15 protein-coding genes are annotated in these 18,618 nt (G+C 58.5%); 7 read left to right on the plus strand and 8 right to left on the minus strand.

Going from position 1 to position 18,618, the window contains the following annotated elements; genetic code table 11:
- The first annotated feature begins 3 nt into the window (after positions 1-3).
- On the plus strand, positions 4-1,215 hold the full coding sequence (locus tag ACGHP1_RS01955; protein ID WP_390507428.1) for a hypothetical protein: 1,212 nt from the start codon (positions 4-6) through the stop codon (positions 1,213-1,215).
- A 54-nt stretch (positions 1,216-1,269) separates the two neighbouring features.
- On the opposite strand, the gene ACGHP1_RS01960 is transcribed toward ACGHP1_RS01955, so the two are convergent.
- Positions 1,270-2,232 (minus strand): biotin--[acetyl-CoA-carboxylase] ligase, encoded by a 963-nt coding sequence (locus ACGHP1_RS01960; protein WP_390507430.1) that lies wholly within the window; start codon positions 2,230-2,232, stop codon positions 1,270-1,272.
- A gap of 161 nt (positions 2,233-2,393) precedes the next feature.
- On the opposite strand from ACGHP1_RS01960, the gene ACGHP1_RS01965 reads away from it, so the two are divergent.
- From ACGHP1_RS01965 to ACGHP1_RS01980, 4 genes are read left to right on the plus strand one after another with little or no spacing between them, the layout of a single operon-like run.
- Positions 2,394-2,933, plus strand: coding sequence for an RNA polymerase sigma factor (locus ACGHP1_RS01965; protein WP_223388239.1), 540 nt, complete (start codon positions 2,394-2,396; stop codon positions 2,931-2,933).
- Positions 2,920-3,486, plus strand: a complete 567-nt coding sequence (locus ACGHP1_RS01970) for a hypothetical protein (protein ID WP_390507432.1) — start codon at positions 2,920-2,922, stop codon at positions 3,484-3,486. Before ACGHP1_RS01965 ends, ACGHP1_RS01970 begins: the two co-directional genes overlap by 14 nt.
- Positions 3,487-3,497: 11 nt before the next feature.
- Positions 3,498-4,187: a hypothetical protein gene (locus tag ACGHP1_RS01975; protein WP_390507434.1), complete on the plus strand. Its 690-nt coding sequence runs from the start codon at positions 3,498-3,500 to the stop codon at positions 4,185-4,187.
- Positions 4,168-5,016, plus strand: a complete 849-nt coding sequence (locus tag ACGHP1_RS01980) for a hypothetical protein (protein WP_390507436.1) — start codon at positions 4,168-4,170, stop codon at positions 5,014-5,016. The genes ACGHP1_RS01975 and ACGHP1_RS01980 overlap by 20 nt, the downstream gene beginning before the upstream one ends.
- Before the next feature lie 362 nt (positions 5,017-5,378).
- Here ACGHP1_RS01980 and ACGHP1_RS01985 read toward each other — a convergent pair whose 3' ends face one another.
- Entirely contained in the window at positions 5,379-6,248 is an 870-nt protein-coding gene (locus ACGHP1_RS01985) for a phosphoribosylaminoimidazolesuccinocarboxamide synthase (RefSeq protein WP_044953963.1), read from the minus strand.
- Between the two features lie 288 nt (positions 6,249-6,536).
- Between ACGHP1_RS01985 and ACGHP1_RS01990 the strand changes: the two genes are divergently transcribed.
- Positions 6,537-7,976, plus strand: coding sequence for a 6-phospho-beta-glucosidase (locus ACGHP1_RS01990; protein WP_390507438.1), 1,440 nt, complete (start codon positions 6,537-6,539; stop codon positions 7,974-7,976).
- Positions 7,977-8,017: 41 nt separating this feature from the next.
- Positions 8,018-8,992 (plus strand): glycerophosphodiester phosphodiesterase family protein, encoded by a 975-nt coding sequence (locus ACGHP1_RS01995; RefSeq protein ID WP_294648494.1) that lies wholly within the window; start codon positions 8,018-8,020, stop codon positions 8,990-8,992.
- A 108-nt stretch (positions 8,993-9,100) separates the two neighbouring features.
- Here the strand turns inward: ACGHP1_RS01995 and ACGHP1_RS02000 are convergent, their stop codons facing one another.
- From ACGHP1_RS02000 to ACGHP1_RS02025, 6 genes are all read right to left on the minus strand, one after another.
- Complete coding sequence (locus ACGHP1_RS02000; protein WP_097777411.1) at positions 9,101-10,063, minus strand: AEC family transporter; 963 nt, start codon at positions 10,061-10,063, stop codon at positions 9,101-9,103.
- A 3-nt stretch (positions 10,064-10,066) separates the two neighbouring features.
- The gene (locus tag ACGHP1_RS02005; protein ID WP_291014231.1) at positions 10,067-11,605 is read right to left on the minus strand and encodes an ATP-binding protein; all 1,539 of its coding nucleotides are present in this window, start codon (positions 11,603-11,605) and stop codon (positions 10,067-10,069) included.
- 11 nt (positions 11,606-11,616) lie between these two features.
- A complete protein-coding gene (locus ACGHP1_RS02010; protein ID WP_337679872.1) occupies positions 11,617-13,068 on the minus strand; it encodes a VWA-like domain-containing protein in 1,452 nt (483 codons plus the stop codon).
- Between the two features lie 172 nt (positions 13,069-13,240).
- Positions 13,241-14,341: a leucine-rich repeat protein gene (locus ACGHP1_RS02015; protein ID WP_390507441.1), complete on the minus strand. Its 1,101-nt coding sequence runs from the start codon at positions 14,339-14,341 to the stop codon at positions 13,241-13,243.
- A gap of 466 nt (positions 14,342-14,807) precedes the next feature.
- A complete protein-coding gene (locus ACGHP1_RS02020; protein WP_390507443.1) occupies positions 14,808-16,727 on the minus strand; it encodes an ABC transporter ATP-binding protein in 1,920 nt (639 codons plus the stop codon).
- On the minus strand, positions 16,727-18,478 hold the full coding sequence (locus ACGHP1_RS02025; RefSeq protein ID WP_390507445.1) for an ABC transporter ATP-binding protein: 1,752 nt from the start codon (positions 18,476-18,478) through the stop codon (positions 16,727-16,729). Before ACGHP1_RS02025 ends, ACGHP1_RS02020 begins: the two co-directional genes overlap by 1 nt.
- Positions 18,479-18,618 lie beyond the last annotated feature (140 nt).

The following is an 18,618-nucleotide window of genomic DNA, read 5'->3' on the forward strand; positions in this document are numbered from 1 at the left end:
TTCATGAATGAGTCGCAGCGCTCGACGGAGTACATCTTTCAGGGAACGATGTACTTCTTCCGTCGGGAGAAGATCCTGTGTCGGTACCAGTTTGCGCTGCAGGATGCGGTGGAACCCGCTCTTTTGCAGCGTGCACTGGAGGCGGCGCTTTCGGCCGCACCGTACTATCGGGTACAGCTGGTGCAGGAAAAGCGGAGCTTTTTTCTGGAGCCGAACCCGAACCCCTGTCTTGTGTATCAGGGCAGTGCACAGCGTGATATCCCGGAGAAAACGAACGGCTATCTTTTCAGCGTGAGCTGTGAGGGGGACACCGTCTATTTTGACTGGTATCATTTCCTTATGGACGGCCACGGGGTGTCGCCCTTCCTCACCCGCATTCTGGAACAGTATTGCAACCTGCGCTATGGCACGGCGTTTGCAAACACGCCCATCGTGTGCAGCCCGGCCTATGACATCGAGGCCATGATGGAAAAATACCCATCCCCTACAGCTACTGAGAGCACGATGCAGAGGGATGTGGTGCAGACATGGGAGGGCAGGATGCGCCGCACCCGGGTGCGGCTGACCAAGCAGAGCCTTGTGGACCGGGCAGTGGAGAACGGCGTCAAGCCCTTTACAGCGCTGGCCGGTCTGCTGAACCTTGCGCTGCGCAACTATCTGGGCAAAGACGAGATCCAGTATTCCTACTCGGCAGATACCCGCAGGGAAGCGGGCGTGCCGGATGCCCTTTACAACTGCGTGTGCTCCTTCCAGAGCGGCGTGAAGCTGAACGAGGACACCCGCCTTGCGGACATCGTGCCGGAGATGGATGCCGAGGTGCTCCGCACCCTGCAGCCGGAGGCAAAGCTGCGCCAGATGGTCCAGCAAATGAGCTGGGTGTACAAGGTAGACCAGCAGAAAGCGCCCCTGCGCATCAAGCAGAGGGTGTTCCAGATGGGTGAGTACATCAGCGGTGTCCCGGCGGATTTCTGGCTCAGCTATCTGGGCAATCCGCTGCTGCCGGCCACGCAGGAGCTTCAGAAGTACACCAAAGACTTCAACGTCTGGGTCCCGCCGGATGGCGGCTCCATGGGTGTGGAAGCCTCCAGCCTGAATGGCATCATCACCCTGTGCATCGAGAACAAGGCCGAAATGCCCGGCCTTGCCGGGATGATCCGCACCGCCTTTGAAAAAGAGGACATCACGGTGCTGGAAGCCGTGGATCTGGATACATAAGTACAGAACATAAAAAGCACTCTTTCCGGGCAGGAAAGGGTGCTTTTTTGCGTCTTATTCGGTCCGTGCAGGCCGTGTGGTCACCTCGCCGCAGCGCAGAGCCTCCTGTCGGCCGTTCTCCCGCTGGATGACCAGCCGCCCTTCCTCGTCGATGGCAAGGGCCTTTGCGGCGTAGGTCTCGGTCTCGGCACACACCGTCACCCAGTGGCCGGGCACAAAGCACCGGGCGCGGTACTCATCCAGACAGTCAAAGCCGGGGCACAGGGCCAGCAGCTCCCGGGCAATGGCCCCGGCCAGTGCGGCCCGGCTCACCGGGGCAGGCCCGCCGGGGTACAGGCTTCCGGCTCTGCGGGCCAGCTCCTCCGGCCAGTCGGCGGCGGTGGAGGTAAGGTTCAGCCCGATGCCCACCACCAGCCATTCCAGCTGTCCGCTCTCGAGGTCGGTCCCCGCTTCGGTCAGGATGCCGCAGACCTTTCTGCCCTGATAGTACAGGTCGTTGACCCACTTGACGGCAAGCTCCAGCCCGCAGAGCTTTTTCACGGCACGGCAGACCGCCACCGCGGCGCTGATGGTAGCGGTCTGGGCATTGGCGGCGGGCATTTCCGGGCGCAGCAGCACCGAGCAGTAAACGCCCTTGCCTGCCGGGCTTTCAAATCTCCGGCCCAGCCTGCCGCGTCCGGCGCTCTGGTGGGCGGTGAGCACCAGCGTGCCATGGGGTGCACCATCCAGCGCCAGCAGCTTTGCCGTGCGGTTGGAGCTTTCCAGCGTGTCATATAAATAGATGGGTGCAGGGTAGTCCCCGATGGCTTCGGTGCAGAACGGGTCGCCGCCTGCCAGCCGGTAGCCCCGGCGGGGCGCAGCTTCCAGCGCGTACCCTTGGGCCGTGAGGGCCGCAGCGGCCTTGTGCACGGCAGCGCGGCTCACGCCGAGGGTCTCGGCCAGCTGCTGGCCGGAAACGTAGCTGCCCCCGGCAGCGGAAAGTGCCTGCAAAAGTGCCTGACGGGTACTGACAGCCATGGCCGAATGCCTCCTTTTGTGCTATACTACTTCTATTGTATCATAAAAATAAAAGTTTTTGCAGGATTTTGAACAGCTGTTTCGTATGAATGTGCAGAAGGGCAGCGCAGGGGCTGCACTTCGTCGGACCGGGACGAAACTGAAAGGAGGTGGGCAGGCCGTTGACGACCTTGGAATTCAGCGCGATGGTGCAAAAATACCAGTCGCTCGTGTATACGGTCTGCCACCAGCTGGTGCCGGATGCCGGCGATGCGCAGGACCTGACGCAGGAGACCTTTCTGGCGGCATGGCGGGCCATTGACCGCTGCCCGTCCGGGTTTGAAAAACAGTGGCTGGCACGCATCGCTGCCAACAAGGCAAAGGACTATCTGCGCAGCGCATGGGTGCGCAGGGTGAACATTCCCGGCGACGATGTGCTGGCGCTGGAAGGTGCGCCGCCCGGCACCCAGCCGGAACAGCAGGTGCTGGATGCTCTGGGCGAGGAAGAGCTCACCGCCATGATCCTGGACCTGCGGGAGCCCTACAGAACGCCTTGCCGTCTGGTGCTGCTGGAACAGCACACCATGGCCGAGGCGGCACAGCTGTGCGGCCGCCCGCCCAAGACGGTGGAAGCACAGATCTACCGGGCAAAAAAGATGCTGGCACAGCAGATACTACAGCGTGAAAACGATGGAAAGGAGTGCGTACATGGAACTGTTTGACAAAAACGGCTGCCTGACCGACGAAGGCCTGCAGGCCCTGCAGGCAGGCGGGCTGGATGAGCTGGGCCGGCTGGAAACCGCCGAGCATTTATCCTACTGCGATAAATGCATGGATCGTTACACGGTCCTGCTGACGGCAGATGCGCTGGAAACGCCGCCGCACTCCGCGCACAAGGCTGTGATGGCCGCCATCTGGGTGCGGCTGATGCAGAACACATGGGGCCGTGCCGCAGTGGCCGGTGTGGCGGCGGTGCTGGCCTTTACCATGTGGCGCTCCGGCACCATAGACCAGCTGCTGAATTTCCGGCAGGAGCTGCACACATGGACACCGGAGACCAGCCAGAGCCAGACCGAAGAAGTTTTGCAGCTGGGCAAGCCGGTGGAAGATGACCGCCCGTCCGCCCAGCCGGAAATACTGGGAAAGCCAATGGACGATGACAAGCCGAAGCAGCAGGCTTCGCTGGCAAAAGCACTCAATGACCTGCTGTTCGGAGCCGGCGGCCCTGCAGCAGAAAAATACAAAAATTCGCCACTTGCAGATCAAACGAAATAAGGAGATCGATTATGATGAAAAACGGAATCCTGACCTTCCTCTTCGCCTTTTGCCCGGGCGCAGGCCAGATGTATCAGGGCTACATGAAGCGCGGCCTTTCACTCATTACCATGTTCTGCGTGGCCTTTGGTGCGGGCACTCTGCTGGAAGTTTTGTATGTAGCCATGCCCATTGTGTGGATGTACAGCTTCTTTGACACCTTCAATCTCCGGGCGCAGATCGGCGCAGGCACCGCCCCGCAGGACGATTATCTGGTGCACATCAACTGGCACGACCAGCGCATGGAACAGTTCATGCTGGACAGCCACAAGCTGCTGGGCTGGGGCCTGATCGCGCTGGGCGCGCTGGTGGCCTACCAGAACATCCTTATGAACACGCTGGGGGATATCGTGTGGCGCTGGGGCCAGAGCAGACCCTTTTTCCGTGCACTCTACCTGATGATGGATCAGCTGCCGGAGGTGGTGATCTGCGTGGCCTTGATCATCTGCGGTGCGTGGCTGGTACGCGGCCCCAAGGGCAGAAAGCAGAAGCCGCAGAACGATGCCGAAGATGCAGATTTTACCGAGTATACTGCACAGGATGCGCAGGCAGAGCCGGAAGCAAGGGGCTTTGCCATGCCCAAACTCTCGGCTCTGCTGGGCAAGCCCGTGACCCCGGACGATGAGACGGAGGATGCCGACGATGGACGAGACGAGAAATGATGCGCCGCTGACCGGTGAAGCACCGCAGCCTGCAAAACCGCAGCCGCTGCGCCGGGTGGGCAGCTTTACGCTGGGCGTATGCCTGATCGCAGCGGGCATCTTCTTTCTGCTTGCCTATTTTGTGCCGGGCGTTGACTGGAAGCTGATGCTCAAGATCGCCCCGGCGGCAGGGCTGATCCTGCTGGGCGGCGAGGTGCTCTTTTTTGCCGCCCGCCCGGGCCGCTGGAAATACGATTTCTGGTCGGTGCTGATCTGCCTTGTGCTCATGGGCGGATGCTTCTGTCTGTCGCTGCTGCCGGTGGTGTGGGATGAACTCGGCCCGGAGCGGAATCAGGCAAGCATGAAGCTGGGGCAGGAATATACGACAGAAGCCTATGACAAGATCAAACAAACAGCCCCGGATATCCGTGTGAAGCATATCAGCGGAAACGCCTACCTGTACAGCAGTGAGGCGAAAACGCTGCGGGATGTGAATGCCGGAAACGGCTATCTGAGCCTGACTGTGGAGCTGTTTGGCGGCTATGACAGCGTACAGGCCTTTGCGCAGGACTGCCGCAGCGTGACCGATGCCGTGCAGCAGTGCAGCGCACAGCCGGATGAGCTGCGCATTACATGGTCGCCGGAGAACGACCCGGGCCAGAGTCTTGCCTCCGGCAGCCTGCAGAATGTGGAGCAGTACACGCTGGAACTGGAAGGCATCGCACAGCTGGACTGGACAGCAGAGCAGATGGCAAAGCAGACCGAGGTGCAGCACCTGCTGGACGAAGAAAACGAAGAAACGGCAGAGTCCGAAGCTTTTTCCGAGGAAAGCGCGGAGCTGAGCGAGTGAAACAAAAAATGCTTCCGTGCGACGCACGGAAGCATTTTTTTGTTGAAATCAGCCGAAAACTGTGTTATGCTATCTCTGCTGCTGAAAGGCGGCGGGGCACTGCAAACAACGGCAGGCGGTTCGGCCCTCACTTCCGAAAGGAGGTGAGTACATGCCAATTACTTTGACATTCCACTTGTTTGGATTGACATTCACCATTCGCGTGAAAAAGTAAGAACCGCCACCCGGCACGGTGACGGTTCTCAAAAACTGTAAACCTTGAACTGGGGCCAACCGCTTGTCGCAGTGCCCTTTCTATAGACATTATAGCGAATCCCGGCAGAGCTGTCAAGCATCTGCCGGGATTCGTTTTATCGTAAAATTTACAGCTTTTTGCCAGTGAGCAGCTCGTAAGCCTCCAGATACTTGGCAATGGTCTTGTCAATCACGTCCTGCGGCAGGTCGTAGTTGCTGTCGGGGTTGGCCTTGAGCCAGTCGCGAACGAACTGCTTATCAAAAGAGGGCTGGCTGTGGCCCGGCTCGTAGCCCTCCAGCGGCCAGAAGCGGGAGGAATCCGGGGTGAGCATCTCGTCGCCCAGCACCACGTTGCCGTTCTCATCCAGACCAAACTCAAACTTGGTGTCGGCAATGATGATGCCGCGGGAGAGCGCATACTCAGCACATTTCTTATACAGGGCAATGGTGTAGTCGCGCAGCTTGGTGGCGTACTCCTCGCCGTGGCCGGGGAACTGCTTTTCCAGCACCTCGATGCTCTTTTCGTAGGAGATGTTCTCGTCGTGGTCGCCGATCTCGGCCTTGGTGGAGGGAGTGTAGATAGGCTCGGGCAGCTTGTCGGACTCCTTCAGGCCTTCCGGCAGCTGGATGCCGCACACCTTGCCGGTCTTCTGGTAGCTGGCCCAGCCGCTGCCGGTGATGTAGCCGCGCACGATGCACTCGATGGGCAGCATGGTCAGCTTACGGCACATCATGCTGTTGCCGTCGAACTGGGGCTGCTGGAAGAACTCCGGCATATCCTTCACGTCCACGCTCAGCATATGGTTGGGCAGCAGATCGCGGGTGTAATCGAACCAGAACTTGCTCATCTGGGTCAGAACGGTGCCCTTTTTGGTGACCTTGTTTTTCAGGATGACATCAAACGCGGAAATGCGGTCGGTAGCAACCATGATGAGGCTGTCACCGTTATCATAGATCTCACGAACCTTGCCTTCTTTAATGGGCTTGAACTCAGTCATAATCAAACACTCCATTTTCCAATGCCGAAAAAGCGGCGGTGTATCTTACCTGATTATTGTACCATGTCTGCGGACAGTTTGAAAGAAACAGAATGAAAGGAAAATCAGGCCGTTTTTGCATTTTTCTCGTGAAAAATGTACGAAAAATAGAATCAAAATTCGGCGATTTGACGATAAAAGTCGTACTTTCACAACAATGAAGCACCTTTTTGTAAAATGTAGGCATGGACATTCCGGCGATTGTGCGGTATCTTATAATCAACAAATTAAAATAGGGAGGGTTTACATATGGGCAGTTTTCCCAAAGATTTTCTGTGGGGCGGTGCCACCGCTGCCAACCAGTGCGAGGGCGCATGGCAGGCAGGCGGCAAGGGCCTTGCCACCGTGGATGTGACCCCGTTTGGCCCGGACCGCTTCCCGGTGGCGCTGGGTCGGCTGGAAATGCTGGAGTGCGACGACAAGCACTATTATCCCAGCCATGAAGCCATTGACCTGTATCACCATTATAAAGAGGACATCGCCCTCTTTGCCGAGATGGGTTTTAAGTGCTTCCGGCTGTCCATCGCATGGACCCGCATCCTGCCGAACGGCGACGATGCCCAGCCCAATGAAGAGGGCTTGAAGTTCTATGAGGATGTGTTTGATGAGTGCCACAAATACGGCATTGAACCGCTTGTGACCATCTGCCACTTCGATACCCCCATTGCCCTCATAAAAAAGTATGGCGGCTGGAAAGACCGCCGCATGGTGGATGCCTATGTGCACTACTGTGAAGTGCTGTTTGACCGCTACAAGGGGAAGGTGAAATACTGGCTCACCTTCAACGAGATCAACATGCTGCTGCATCTGCCCTTTACCGGCGCGGGGCTGGTGTTCTATCCGGGCGAGAATGTGCAGCAGGTGGAGTATCAGGCGGCACATCATGAGCTGGTGGCCAGCGCAAAGGCGGTCAAGCTGGCCCATGAAAAGATGCCCGGTGCCATGGTGGGCTGTATGCTGGCGGCAGGCCAGTATTACCCGCGCACCTGTGCACCGGAGGATATCCGTGCCGCGCAGGAAGCGGACCGCGACAACTACTTCTTTACCGATGTGCAGGCCCGGGGAGCCTACCCGGTGTGGGCAAAAAAGCGGATGGAGAAGGTCGGCATCACCCTACACACCGAGCCGGGCGATGAGCAGGTTCTGAAAGAAGGCACCGTGGATTTTGTCTCCTTCAGCTACTATTCCAGCCGCTGCATCACCACGGATCAGGAGATCCTGGCAGAAGAAAAGGCCGACGGCAATGCGGTACTGGAAGCTGTGAAGAACCCGTACCTCAAGGCCAGCGAGTGGGGCTGGGCCATCGACCCGGTGGGCCTGCGCGTGACCCTGAACACCATCTACGACCGGTACGAAAAGCCCATGTTCATTGTGGAGAACGGCCTTGGCGCGGTGGATACCGTGGAAGCGGACGGCTCCATCCACGACAGCTACCGCATCGATTATCTGCGCGCCCACATCGAGCAGATGGAAAAGGCCGTCAACGAGGACGGCCTGCCGCTGATGGGCTACACCACATGGGGCCCTATCGACCTTGTGAGCGCATCCACCGGTGAGATGAAAAAGCGCTACGGCTTTATCTATGTGGATAAGGACAACGACGGCAACGGCACACTGGCCCGCAGCCGCAAGGACAGCTTCTACTGGTACAAAAAGGTCATTGCTTCAAACGGCACCGACCTTGCCTGAAATTTGCGAAAAAATAAATTTGTGAGAAAGAATTGGAATTTATGACACCTGAGATCATTGCACACCGCGGCGCGTCCTATCTTGCGCCGGAAAATACCCTTTCTGCGTTCCGCAAGGCGATGGAGATCGGCGCGGACGGCGTGGAAATGGACGTACAGCAGACCAGCGATAAAAAGCTGGTAATCCACCACGATTTTGTCATTGACTGGCACACCGATATGCGTGGCCAGATCTATGACATGACCGAGGGCGAGCTGAAGGCGCTGGACTTTGGTAGCTGGAAGGATGTGAACTATCGGAACGAGAGGATCGCTACCCTGCAGGAGGCACTGGCTCTGTGCAGGGAAATGGAAGGTACCATCGTTCAGCTGGAAATGAAGGCCACCATCGATGACGACCCGGATTTTGTCCCCCGCGTGATCGAGGAGGTGCGTGCAGCAAACATTACCGACCGGCTGGTGGTGATCTCGTTCAACCACGACCTGCTGCGGCAGGCAAAGCAGCTGATGCCGGAGCTGAAGGTGGGCGTGCTGGTCTACGGTGCGGTGGAGACCATGGCGCTGCCCACTAGCACATGGGAAATGCTTGGCCTGCAGAACGGGCTGGAAGAGGATGATTTTCCACAGCTGCCGCCGCTGTCGGTGGAAAATGTGGATGACGAAAACTGCAGCTGGGCCCTGCGCTGGATGGGCAATCAGATCAGTATGCTGCAGGCGAACTTTCCGGGCAAGAGTCTGGTAGAGGTAGCCCAGCGCCTGCTGGAACAGCGGGACCCGGTAAAGTATGTGCAGACGCTGGACTTCAAGCCGGACTGGGTGAGCTGCGAATATCACACCGCTTACCAGCAGCCCAGCATGGTGCAGAAGCTGCATGATCTGGGCATCAAGGCGGCATACTGGACGGTGGACGGGGAACAGGCCGTGAAAGACCTTTGGCCCCTGCAGCCGGATGCCATCGTCACAAACCGCCCGGACCGCGTGCGGGAATGGATCTCTGAACTGGAAATGACAGAATAAAGGGCAGAAGCTGCATCCCTTCGGTGCGGCCTGATTCCCCAAGCAACATCTGAAAAGCAAACAGCGGACAGCCTGCAGGCCGTCCGCTGTTGTGCTATGCAAAAGATGTTATAAAATATATCCGAGGCTCCGCAGCACGAACAGCCAGAAGGTCAGGCTGAATGCGCTGAACAGGGTGGTGGTAACGCACACGCTGCCGGTAAGCACACCTTCGTGGCCCATCTGCTTTGCCATAACGTAGCACGCCGGGGTGGTGATGCTGCCCAGCATCACCAGCAGGGCCACCAGCTTTTCGTCGGTAAAGCCAAAGCGCACAGCCAGCGGCAGGAACAGCGCAGGCAGCACCATCAGCTTGACCACAGTAGCCACAGCGGTAGGCTTGAGGTATCCCAGAGCTTTTTGGCCCTTGAAGCCTGCACCAATGGCAAGCAGGGCCAGAGGGCTGGTCAGACCGGCCACATTGGAAAGAGCCTTATCCAGCATGGCAGGCATGGAAATGTGCAGCATGCTCCACGCAAAGCCCGCTGCAATGCCCAGAAGGATGGGGTTCGTCAGGATGCCTTTCACACTCTTTTTGAGCTTTTCAGCCATATTGCCGGTCTGAGCCTGCGCAGTGGGCGCTTCCAGCATCAAAATGACCACTGCCATGATGTTATACAGCGGCACACTGCCAAGGATCATCAGGCTGGACATGCTGGCATCGCCGTAGATGCTCTGCAGAAAAGCCGAGCCGAGGATGGCAGCCGACGAGCGGTAACACACCTGAACGAACTCGCCCACAAGGCCGGTGCCCTTTAAAAACAGCTTTGCCAGCGCCCAGATCACAAGGATGCACGCCAGTGTGACCGCAAAGCAGAACAGCACATACCGACCATCGAAGGTGGCGCGGACATCGTTTTTGCCAAGGTCGCGGAACAGCTGCACCGGCAGTGCCACATAAAACACGAACTTGTTGGCCCCGGCCACGAACGCATCGCTCAGAAAACCGGTGCGGTGCAGCACATAGCCCAGCAGCATGATAAAGAACAGCGGCATGGTGCTGTTCATGCTGAACAGAATATTTTCCAGCATGGCTCACACACCGCCATGACGGCGCTGCTCTGCCGCCAGCTCCTGCTGCAGGGCAGCTTTGCGGTGGTCCAGCAGCAGGTCTTTGTTGTACTGGAAGTAGCGTTCGCAGCCGTTCTCGGTGAGGAAGGCGTGGGACACCGGGTTCACCGTCAGCTCGGTGACGAACACCACCATTTCCTGGCTTTCGGCAAAGGCCTGTTCCATAAAGTCGAAAGCGGCTTCCAGCGCGGCGCTGGCGGTCTGCTGGGCCTTTTCGCGCTCATCGGCAAGGGACTGGAACTGCCCGCGCAGCAGGTCGAAGGCTTCCTGTGTGCCGGCGGCGTTGGCACGGCGCAGTTCGCCCTCCCAGCCGCGCAGCACGGCCAGGACCTGCAGACGAGTGGTCAGAGCATCTTTGCTCAGCAGCCCGGCGGCACGCTTTTGCTGTGTTTCGGTGTCGTAATCCATGATCTGCTGGTGGAACATTTCTGCCGAGCCGTCCGGGATATCCTCCGGAACGGTGGCAAGGGCTTTTTTGGTCTCCCGCAGAAAGGCATAGCAGCTGTCGGCTACTGCATCTGCCTGACGGGAGGCCGTGAACCGGGTGCCGAGGCCTGCAAGGATCAGGCTGACCAGCGAAAGCCGCTCGTCGAAGGGGGCCTGCAGCAGCCGTGCGAACACGGCGGGCTTTGCCTGTCCGGCCAAGATCTCCTCTACGCCGTAGTCGTCGCGGTACTTATAGTAAAGGTCGAGGTAGGCGGAGAAGTCCTCTGCGATCTTCGGGTGCTGGATGTACTCGCGGATCAGGTCTTCATCGGCCTGCAGACCCAGTGTTTCGTAGGTATCCAGCAGATTGGAAAGATCCTCCCAGCCGCGGGCGGTCACGAACTGGGTGCCGTCCACATCGGCGTTGATCTGGTAGAAGTTCTGCGGGTGCAGCTCCAGATAGCTCAAAATGGCGCTGTGGATGTGGGCAGCGCGGGCATAGTCCTTCCACACGGGCAGGTCCGGCTCAATGTCCATGCGGCGCACGCGGTCCAGCGTAACGATATCAAAGTCGCGCACAGATTTGTTATATTCCGGTGGGTTGCCTGCCGCCACGATCACCCAGCCCGCAGGCACGGCCTGATTGCCAAAGGTCTTGCATTGCAAAAATTGCAGCATGGTGGGGGCCAGCGTTTCCGACACACAGTTGATCTCGTCGATGAACAGAATGCCCTCGGAGAGGCCGGTGGCCTCCATCTTGGCGTAGATGCTGGCAATGATCTCGCTCATGGTGTATTCGGTCACGGAGACATCTTTGCCGCCGTAGTTGCGCTGGCGGATGAAGGGCAGGCCCACGGCGCTCTGGCGGGTGTGGTGGGTGATGGTGTAGGCCACCAGAGCCACGCCGCACTCCCGGGCTACCTGCTCCATCACCTGCGTCTTGCCAATGCCCGGAGGCCCCATGAGCAGAATGGGACGCTGCCGGATGGCCGGGATGGCGTATTCGCCCAGAGCATCCTTGGCAAGGTAGGCTTTTACGGTGTGTTCAATTTCTTCTTTGGCTCGTTTGATATTCATAGCAAATTCCCTCACGAATTGTTCAGGTCACGGTACAGGTCGTCCTCTTCGGCCAGCGCGTCGGCAAGGGTGCTTTGCGGGCGGGCTGCTGCACCGGTAAATTCTTCTTCATCCAGAACCACCTTCATGGCCCACGGCGGTACATTGGCATCGTCGAACCGCTCCCCCAGAAACAGAAAAGCGGTGTCGTAGGCCGGGCGCTTGGCGGGGTAGGTGCCCATGCCGTCGGTGAAGTACAAAAGGCCCCGCAGGTTCGAGAACTTCTTCTCGGCGCACAGCTGGTTCACGTATTCAAAGGCCGGGCGGAAATCCGTTCCGCCGCCGCCCCGCAGCTCAAAGTGGTTCATGGCGTGGATCAGCTCGTCCTCATTGTGGATCAGGATATCCTGCCGGATGGCGTTATCGGCCTGGATCAGGTGCAGGTTCATCCGGTGGAAAAAGTTCTCCTGTCCTTTCAGCAGAGTGTAGGTCTCCGCAAGGAACGCCCGCACCAGTTCACCGGAGGTGGAGTAGCTGGTGTCGATGACAAGGGCCAGCTCCTCGATCTTTTTGCTCTCCCGGCTTTCCAGAGGTTCGATGAGGGGCAGGTTTCCGTACACCGAAAGGCCGTAGGTGTAGAAGTTCAGGTCGAACTCGTCCGGGTCCAGCTTTACTTCCTCCCGCAGCACGCAGAACCGGCGCAGAAAATCCCGGTAGCTGCGGCGGCTGCGGTTGGCGGCTTTTACCTGCTGCTTCAGGGCATCGGCACCGTCCCCGGCTTCCTTATCCCGCAGGTCCAGCTCTGTCTGCATCCGCTCCCCGATCTTCTGCCACGTTTTCTGGGGCAGCGGCGTGGGCATCTGCTGGGGCTGGTCAGGCGCATCCTTCGGCCACAGACGGTGGTCGTCGGTCACGAACTCCCGCTCCAGCTGGCGCAGCACACCGGGTGTCTGCCGGGTGAGCCACCGATACACCGGCGCGGCTGCCACCACGGTTTCCTCGGCGGTGATCTGCTGGTAGGCGTTCTGGCGCACATAGGTCAGCGGGCGCTTGACGCTGGTGCGGTTCAGGCTGTCGATAACGTTTTCCACTGCGATATCACAGGCAAGGCTCCACAGCTGCGGCTCCCGGCGGCCTTTCAGCCACAAATGTCGGAATACGCAGTGGAATATGGTGTGCAGATACAACCGGTTGAGATATTTTGGATTGTCCTGATAGAGCCGCAGCAGGTGGCTGGGCTGATAAAACAGGACCTGACCGTCCGTAGCCAGCACCCGGCAGCGCTCGTCCGGGGCGGGGGACAAGGCACTGAGCGCCATATCCAGAAAGCGGAAGTCCAGATACAGCCCGCTGCGCACCACCGCCAGCACCTCGCCGCCCATGCGTGCCTGCCACTCCTCGTGGGTCTCCGGCCGCTGGGACTGGAACGGCTTGCGCGGGTCAAAAAATTTTTCTTTTTGGATCGTTTGGGGCAAAAGTGTCACCTCACTTGGAACCCTCTCAGCCTCGCTGCAAACTCCCCCAGTCATCGCTGCGCGATGCCAGCCCCCTCAGGGATGGGGCCTCTGGCGAAACAGGAAGCTTACCCTTACTGCCAAAGGCTTCCTCTTAGAGGGAGCTGGCGCACGAAGTGCGACGGAAGGAGTTTTCTGCTGTTTAAAAATCAAAATCGTACCGCTGTTTTTTGGGCTGAGGAGCATACTTTTTGTGCTCCGCATCCGCCAGCAGAGCGGCGGCAGCGGCGTTCCCGGCCTTGGCGGCAAGGGCTGAAGCTTCGGCAAAGCCGTCTTTGTCCAGCACATCCAGCGCAATGAGTGCACGCACGGCATCATTGTCCTGTGCCTTCAGCAGGCGGGCCAGCACCCGGTCGGTGTTGGCTGCCAGAAATGCCCGGTAGTGCCCGGCGGCGGCTTCGGTCAGCTGCCACGGATACCGCAGCCGGTCAAAGCAGAGCATTGCCATCACATTGGCATCGTCGGCATCGTGGCCCTGCGGGAAGATCGCGTCGTATTCTGCGGGGAGGAATTTGTTCTCTAAAAAACACTGCCGGTAATGATATCCTTGGCCGGAAAAGGTGTGCAGAAGAATGTGGGCGGGGGTTTCCTCGATATCCTCCCAGTAGGCGGGATACCAGAGCGCCGCCAGCGGCGCGGCGGCACCGGCAGGGCAAAACTCAGCCCGCACCGTTTCGGTGATGTTGTTCACAAGGGCAAACAGGCCGGTAGGTTCTTCAGGGCCTGCCTGCACCCGGATGGTCTCCAGCGCGAAGCAGTTCAAAAACACATCGCTGCCCATGGTCAGGCTGCCCGTGCCCACGGTGAGCAGACGAAGCTTGCGGCAGTTGTAGAATGCGCAGCTGCCGACGACCTGTAAGCTGTCCGGCAGGGTCAGCTCTTCGAGAAAGTTCCCACACACCGGGTGCAGGTCGTCTGCATCCGAACCGGCAGCGGGCGCGTCAAAGTCGAAGTCGTACCGGCGGCAGGTGCCGCCTACCGTCTGCCCAAAGGCCCGAATCAGCCGCGCCGTGCCGTCCGGGGCCGCCTCGTAGCGGCAGGTCTTGTCTGCCGCAGGCAGGCTGCGCGGCTTTTCGGAAAAGCAGTAGTCGCCCAGTTCGGTAACAGCAAAGCTGCCGCCCTCCGGTGCTGGCAGTGTGCCGGGCAGCGCGATACACGGCTCTGTGCCGTACACCCGCACCAGCCGGGCTGTGTCTGCCGAAAGCGGCAGGATATCCAAGGTGAGTGTGCTCTCCGAAACCACGATGCAAAACTCCTCAATTTGATAGAATCATTCAGCTTTCAGTATAAACCAACGGCAAAGCCTTGTAAAGTATAAAAAATTCTGACGTAACATAGTAGAAAAATGAATCAGAAACCTCTTGACTTTTGCATGAAAGTGCGTATAATAAGGGTAGGCAACGCGATAAGGCCGAACGTGTTTACCACGTAAAAAATCGAAGCACCCCGGTAGAACCAGTACCGGGGTGCTTCTTTTCATTAGTGCTTGCTGCCCTTGAAGAACAGGCTGTCAAGCCACTTGCATAAATAGTAGGCTACTACCTCTGCTGCGACAGTCTGAAAAAACGCGATAAAGCTAGGCATGTTTACCACCTCCTTTCCGCGACAGGGGGATTGGAGAAGGGCCGCAGAGCCAGTATAACACAAAAAGCGGCAGCGCGCAATTTGATGCACGCTGTCGCTTTTTCATTGAGGAGGTAGAAAAACGCTTAGTTTTCGGCAAGGTTGCCGGTGTACAGCTGGTAATACTTGCCTTTTTTAGCGATCAGCTCGTCGTGGCTGCCGCGCTCGATGATGCGGCCCTGCTCCAGCACCACGATGCAGTCTGCATTGCGGACGGTGGACAGGCGGTGCGCAATGACAAAGCTGGTGCGGCCGTACATCAAGCCGTCCATGCCGCGCTGCACCAGCGCTTCGGTGCGGGTATCGATGGAGGAGGTGGCCTCGTCCAGGATCAGCACCGGGGGATCTGCCACGGCCGCACGGGCGATGGCCAGCAGCTGGCGCTGGCCCTGCGAGAGGTTGGCACCATCGCCGGTGAGCATGGTGTTGTAGCCCTCCGGCAGACGCTTGATGAAGCCATCTGCGTTGGCAAGGCGGGCAGCGGCGATGCACTCTTCATCGGTAGCCTCCAGCCGGCCATAGCGGATGTTCTCCATCACCGTGCCGGTGAACAGGTGGGTGTCCTGCAGCACGATGCCCAGAGAACGGCGCAGATCGGCCTTTTTGATCTTGTGGATGTTGATGCCGTCGTAGCGGATCTTGCCGTCCTGAATGTCGTAGAACCGGTTGATGAGGTTGGTGATGGTGGTCTTACCGGCACCGGTAGAGCCGACAAAGGCGATCTTCTGGCCCGGACGGCCATACAGGTTGATATCGTGCAGGACGGTTTTTTCCGGCACATAGCCAAAGTCTACATCGGTAAAGGTGATGTTGCCTTCCAGCTTGTGGTAGGTGGTAGTGCCGTCGTGGTGCGGGTGCTTCCATGCCCAGATGCCGGTGCGCTCGTCCGTCTCCACCAGCTGGTCGTTGCGGTCATACTTGGCGTTGACCAGCGTGACATAGCCCTCGTCGGTCTCGCTCTCTTCGTCCATCATCTTGAAGATACGCTCGGCACCGGCCAGAGCCATGATGATGCTGTTGGCCTGCATGGACACCTGACTGATGGGCATGTTGAAGCCCTTGTTCAGGCTCAGGAAAGCCACCACCGTGCCAAGGGTCGTGCCGCCCATGCCGCTCACGGCCATGGCTGCGCCTGCCAGCGCGCAGACGGCATAGCTGATGTTGCCCAGCTGGGCGTTGACGGGCATCATGATGTTGGCAAAGCTGTTGGCTTTGTTGGCGCTGTCCTTCAGCTGGTCGTTCAGCTGGCGGAAGCCGGCCAGCGCCTTCTGTTCGTGGGTGAACACCTTGACGACCTTCTGGCCCTCCATCATCTCTTCGATGTAGCCGTTCAACTTGCCCAGATCCCGCTGCTGCTGGATGAAGTATTTGCCGGACTGCTGGGTGATCTTTTTGGAGCAGAACATCATCAGCGCCACCATCAGCATGGTGACGACCGTCAGCTGCCAGCTGAGCATGCACATGCTGAAGAACACCGAAACAATGGTAATGGCGCTGGACACCAGCTGCGGGATGCTCTGGCTGAGCATCTGGCGCAGGGTATCCACGTCGTTGGTGTACACGGACATGATGTCGCCGTGGGGATGCTGGTCAAAATACTTGATGGGCAGGCTCTCCATGTGGGTGAACAGCTGGGTGCGCAGGTTGCGCAGGGTGCCCTGCGTCACGTTGACCATGATGCGGGCGTTGAGCCATGCGGCCAGAATGCCAATGACGTAGATGATGCCTACCCGCAGCAGAGCTGCTGCCAGCGGGGCAAAATCGGGGTCCTGCTGCTGGGTCATGGGTACGATGTAATCGTCCATCAGGGTCTTTAAGAACAGACTGGCCTGTACGTTTGCCAGCGCGCTGACCACGATGCAGACAAGTACAAGGATGCAATGGGGCAGATAGTGCCGGAATACCTCATCCATGATGCGCTTCAGCAGCTTGCCCGGGTTTTCCACTTTGGGCCGGGGGCCGCCCATGCGGGGGCCGGGGCCGCGAACTTCTTTTGCCTGAGCCATTACTGTTCACCTCCCTGTTTGTCAAAGTCGCCGCCGCCCTGGGTCTGGCTGTTGTAAACTTCCTGATAGATGGCGTTGGTCTTGAGCAGCTCTTCGTGGGTGCCCAGACCATCGATCTTACCGTTATCCAGCACAAGGATGCGGTCAGCGTCCTGCACCGAGGAAATGCGCTGTGCAATGATGATCTTGGTGGTGCCGGGAATCTCCTCCCGGAATGCCTTGCGGATCTTGGCATCGGTAGCGGTATCCACGGCGCTGGTGGAGTCGTCCAAAATCAGAACCTTGGGCTTGCGCAGCAGGGCGCGGGCGATGGTCAGGCGCTGCTTCTGGCCGCCGGACACATTGGAGCCGCCCTGCTCGATCCATGTATTGTATTTGTCCGGGAAGCGCTCGATGAACTCATCCGCGCAGGCAAGCTTTGCCACACGGATGCACTCTTCCTCGCTGGCGTTCTCGTCGCCCCAGCGCAGGTTATCGAGAATGGTGCCGCTGAACAGCACGTTCTTCTGCAGCACCATGGACACCTCGCGACGCAGTACGTCGAGGTTGTAGTCGCGCACATCCACGCCGCCCACCTTCACGGTGCCGGTCTCGGCATCATACAGGCGGGGAATCAGCTGCACAAGGCTGGATTTTGCGCTGCCAGTGCCGCCGATGATACCTAAGGTCTCACCGGGCTTGATGCTGAAGGTGATATCATTCAGCACCGGCTGGCCGCTGCCGTGCTTATACTTGAAGGTGACATGCTCGAACTCGATGCCGCCGTCCTTCACCTGCTGCACCGGCTGCTTTGCGGGGGGCAGGTCGGTGGTCTCGTCCAGCACTTCCACAATACGCTTTGCGGAAGCGGCAGACATGGAGATCATGACAAAGGCCATGCTCAGCATCATCAGGGCCATGAGGATGTTCATGATGTAGCCGAACAGAGCGTTCAGCTGGCCGGTGGTGATGGCGCCATGCAGAACGTACTTGGCACCCAGCCAGCTCAGGGCGATGTTGCAGCCGTAAACGGCGGTGAGCATGGCAGGGTTATTGAAGCTCAGGCGGCTCTCAGCGTTCACAAACTGGTCGTACAGGCTCTGGCAGGCTTTGGTGTACTTCTCGTTTTCAAAGCCCTCGCGCACGAAGCTCTTCACTACGCGGATGGCGGAGACGTTTTCCTGCACGGAAGCGTTCAGGGCATCGTAGTTTTTGAACACCCGGTCAAAGATGTGGAAGGTGGGCACCATGATGCCTGCCAGCACCGCCACCAGAAAGACCACAGCCACCACGAAGATCAGTGACAGCGGGCCGCCGATCATCAAGGCCATGAACAGGGCGAACACCAGATGCACCGGGGCGCGCACGCACATGCGCTCGATCATCTGGAATGCGTTCTGTACGTTGGTCACGTCGGTGGTCATGCGGGTGACAAGGCCTGCGGTGGAGAATTTATCAATGTTGGAAAAAGAATAATGCTGGATGTTCTCATACATAGCATCGCGCAGATTTCCGGCAAAGCCGGTGGATGCCTCGGCGGCGTATTTGCCGGCCAGAACGCCCAGCGCCAGCGCGACCACAGCCACCAGAAAGGTGAGCAGGCCGTACTTGAGGATGGCGTTCATATCGCCCTTTTCAATGCCCTGATCGATGATAAAGGCCATGATGGTGGGCAAAAGCACATCCATCACGGCTTCCAGAGCGGCAAAGAGCGGTGTCAGGACTGCGGCGCGTTTATACTCGCCCAGATGCGACACTAACTTTTTGATCATCTGAGTTACCTCCTGTTACTTTTTATTTGTTTGGTACAGAATCATTTAATAGATTTCTAATTATCTCTTTAGATGTTCTTATATGCCGGTATAGCCCGTTATTCCGGGCTTTTCCGACACTTTTCATATCGGAAGAACCT

It is taken from the genome of Faecalibacterium sp. i21-0019-B1, from assembly GCF_042852915.1.
GTDB classification, from domain to species: Bacteria; Bacillota; Clostridia; order Oscillospirales; family Ruminococcaceae; genus Faecalibacterium; species Faecalibacterium taiwanense.

What these genes read in the sequence shown, in the direction of transcription:
- ACGHP1_RS01955 (WP_390507428.1), top strand. Translation starts at nt 4, where the DNA reads ATGAATGAGTCGCAGCGCTCGACGGAGTACATCTTTCAGGGAACGATG.
- ACGHP1_RS01960 (WP_390507430.1), bottom strand. Translation starts at nt 2,232, where the DNA reads ATGGCTGTCAGTACCCGTCAGGCACTTTTGCAGGCACTTTCCGCTGCC.
- ACGHP1_RS01970 (WP_390507432.1), top strand. Translation starts at nt 2,920, where the DNA reads ATGGAACTGTTTGACAAAAACGGCTGCCTGACCGACGAAGGCCTGCAG.
- ACGHP1_RS01975 (WP_390507434.1), top strand. Translation starts at nt 3,498, where the DNA reads ATGATGAAAAACGGAATCCTGACCTTCCTCTTCGCCTTTTGCCCGGGC.
- ACGHP1_RS01980 (WP_390507436.1), top strand. Translation starts at nt 4,168, where the DNA reads ATGGACGAGACGAGAAATGATGCGCCGCTGACCGGTGAAGCACCGCAG.
- ACGHP1_RS01985 (WP_044953963.1), bottom strand. Translation starts at nt 6,248, where the DNA reads ATGACTGAGTTCAAGCCCATTAAAGAAGGCAAGGTTCGTGAGATCTAT.
- ACGHP1_RS01990 (WP_390507438.1), top strand. Translation starts at nt 6,537, where the DNA reads ATGGGCAGTTTTCCCAAAGATTTTCTGTGGGGCGGTGCCACCGCTGCC.
- ACGHP1_RS01995 (WP_294648494.1), top strand. Translation starts at nt 8,018, where the DNA reads ATGACACCTGAGATCATTGCACACCGCGGCGCGTCCTATCTTGCGCCG.
- ACGHP1_RS02000 (WP_097777411.1), bottom strand. Translation starts at nt 10,063, where the DNA reads ATGCTGGAAAATATTCTGTTCAGCATGAACAGCACCATGCCGCTGTTC.
- ACGHP1_RS02005 (WP_291014231.1), bottom strand. Translation starts at nt 11,605, where the DNA reads ATGAATATCAAACGAGCCAAAGAAGAAATTGAACACACCGTAAAAGCC.
- ACGHP1_RS02020 (WP_390507443.1), bottom strand. Translation starts at nt 16,727, where the DNA reads ATGGCTCAGGCAAAAGAAGTTCGCGGCCCCGGCCCCCGCATGGGCGGC.
- ACGHP1_RS02025 (WP_390507445.1), bottom strand. Translation starts at nt 18,478, where the DNA reads ATGATCAAAAAGTTAGTGTCGCATCTGGGCGAGTATAAACGCGCCGCA.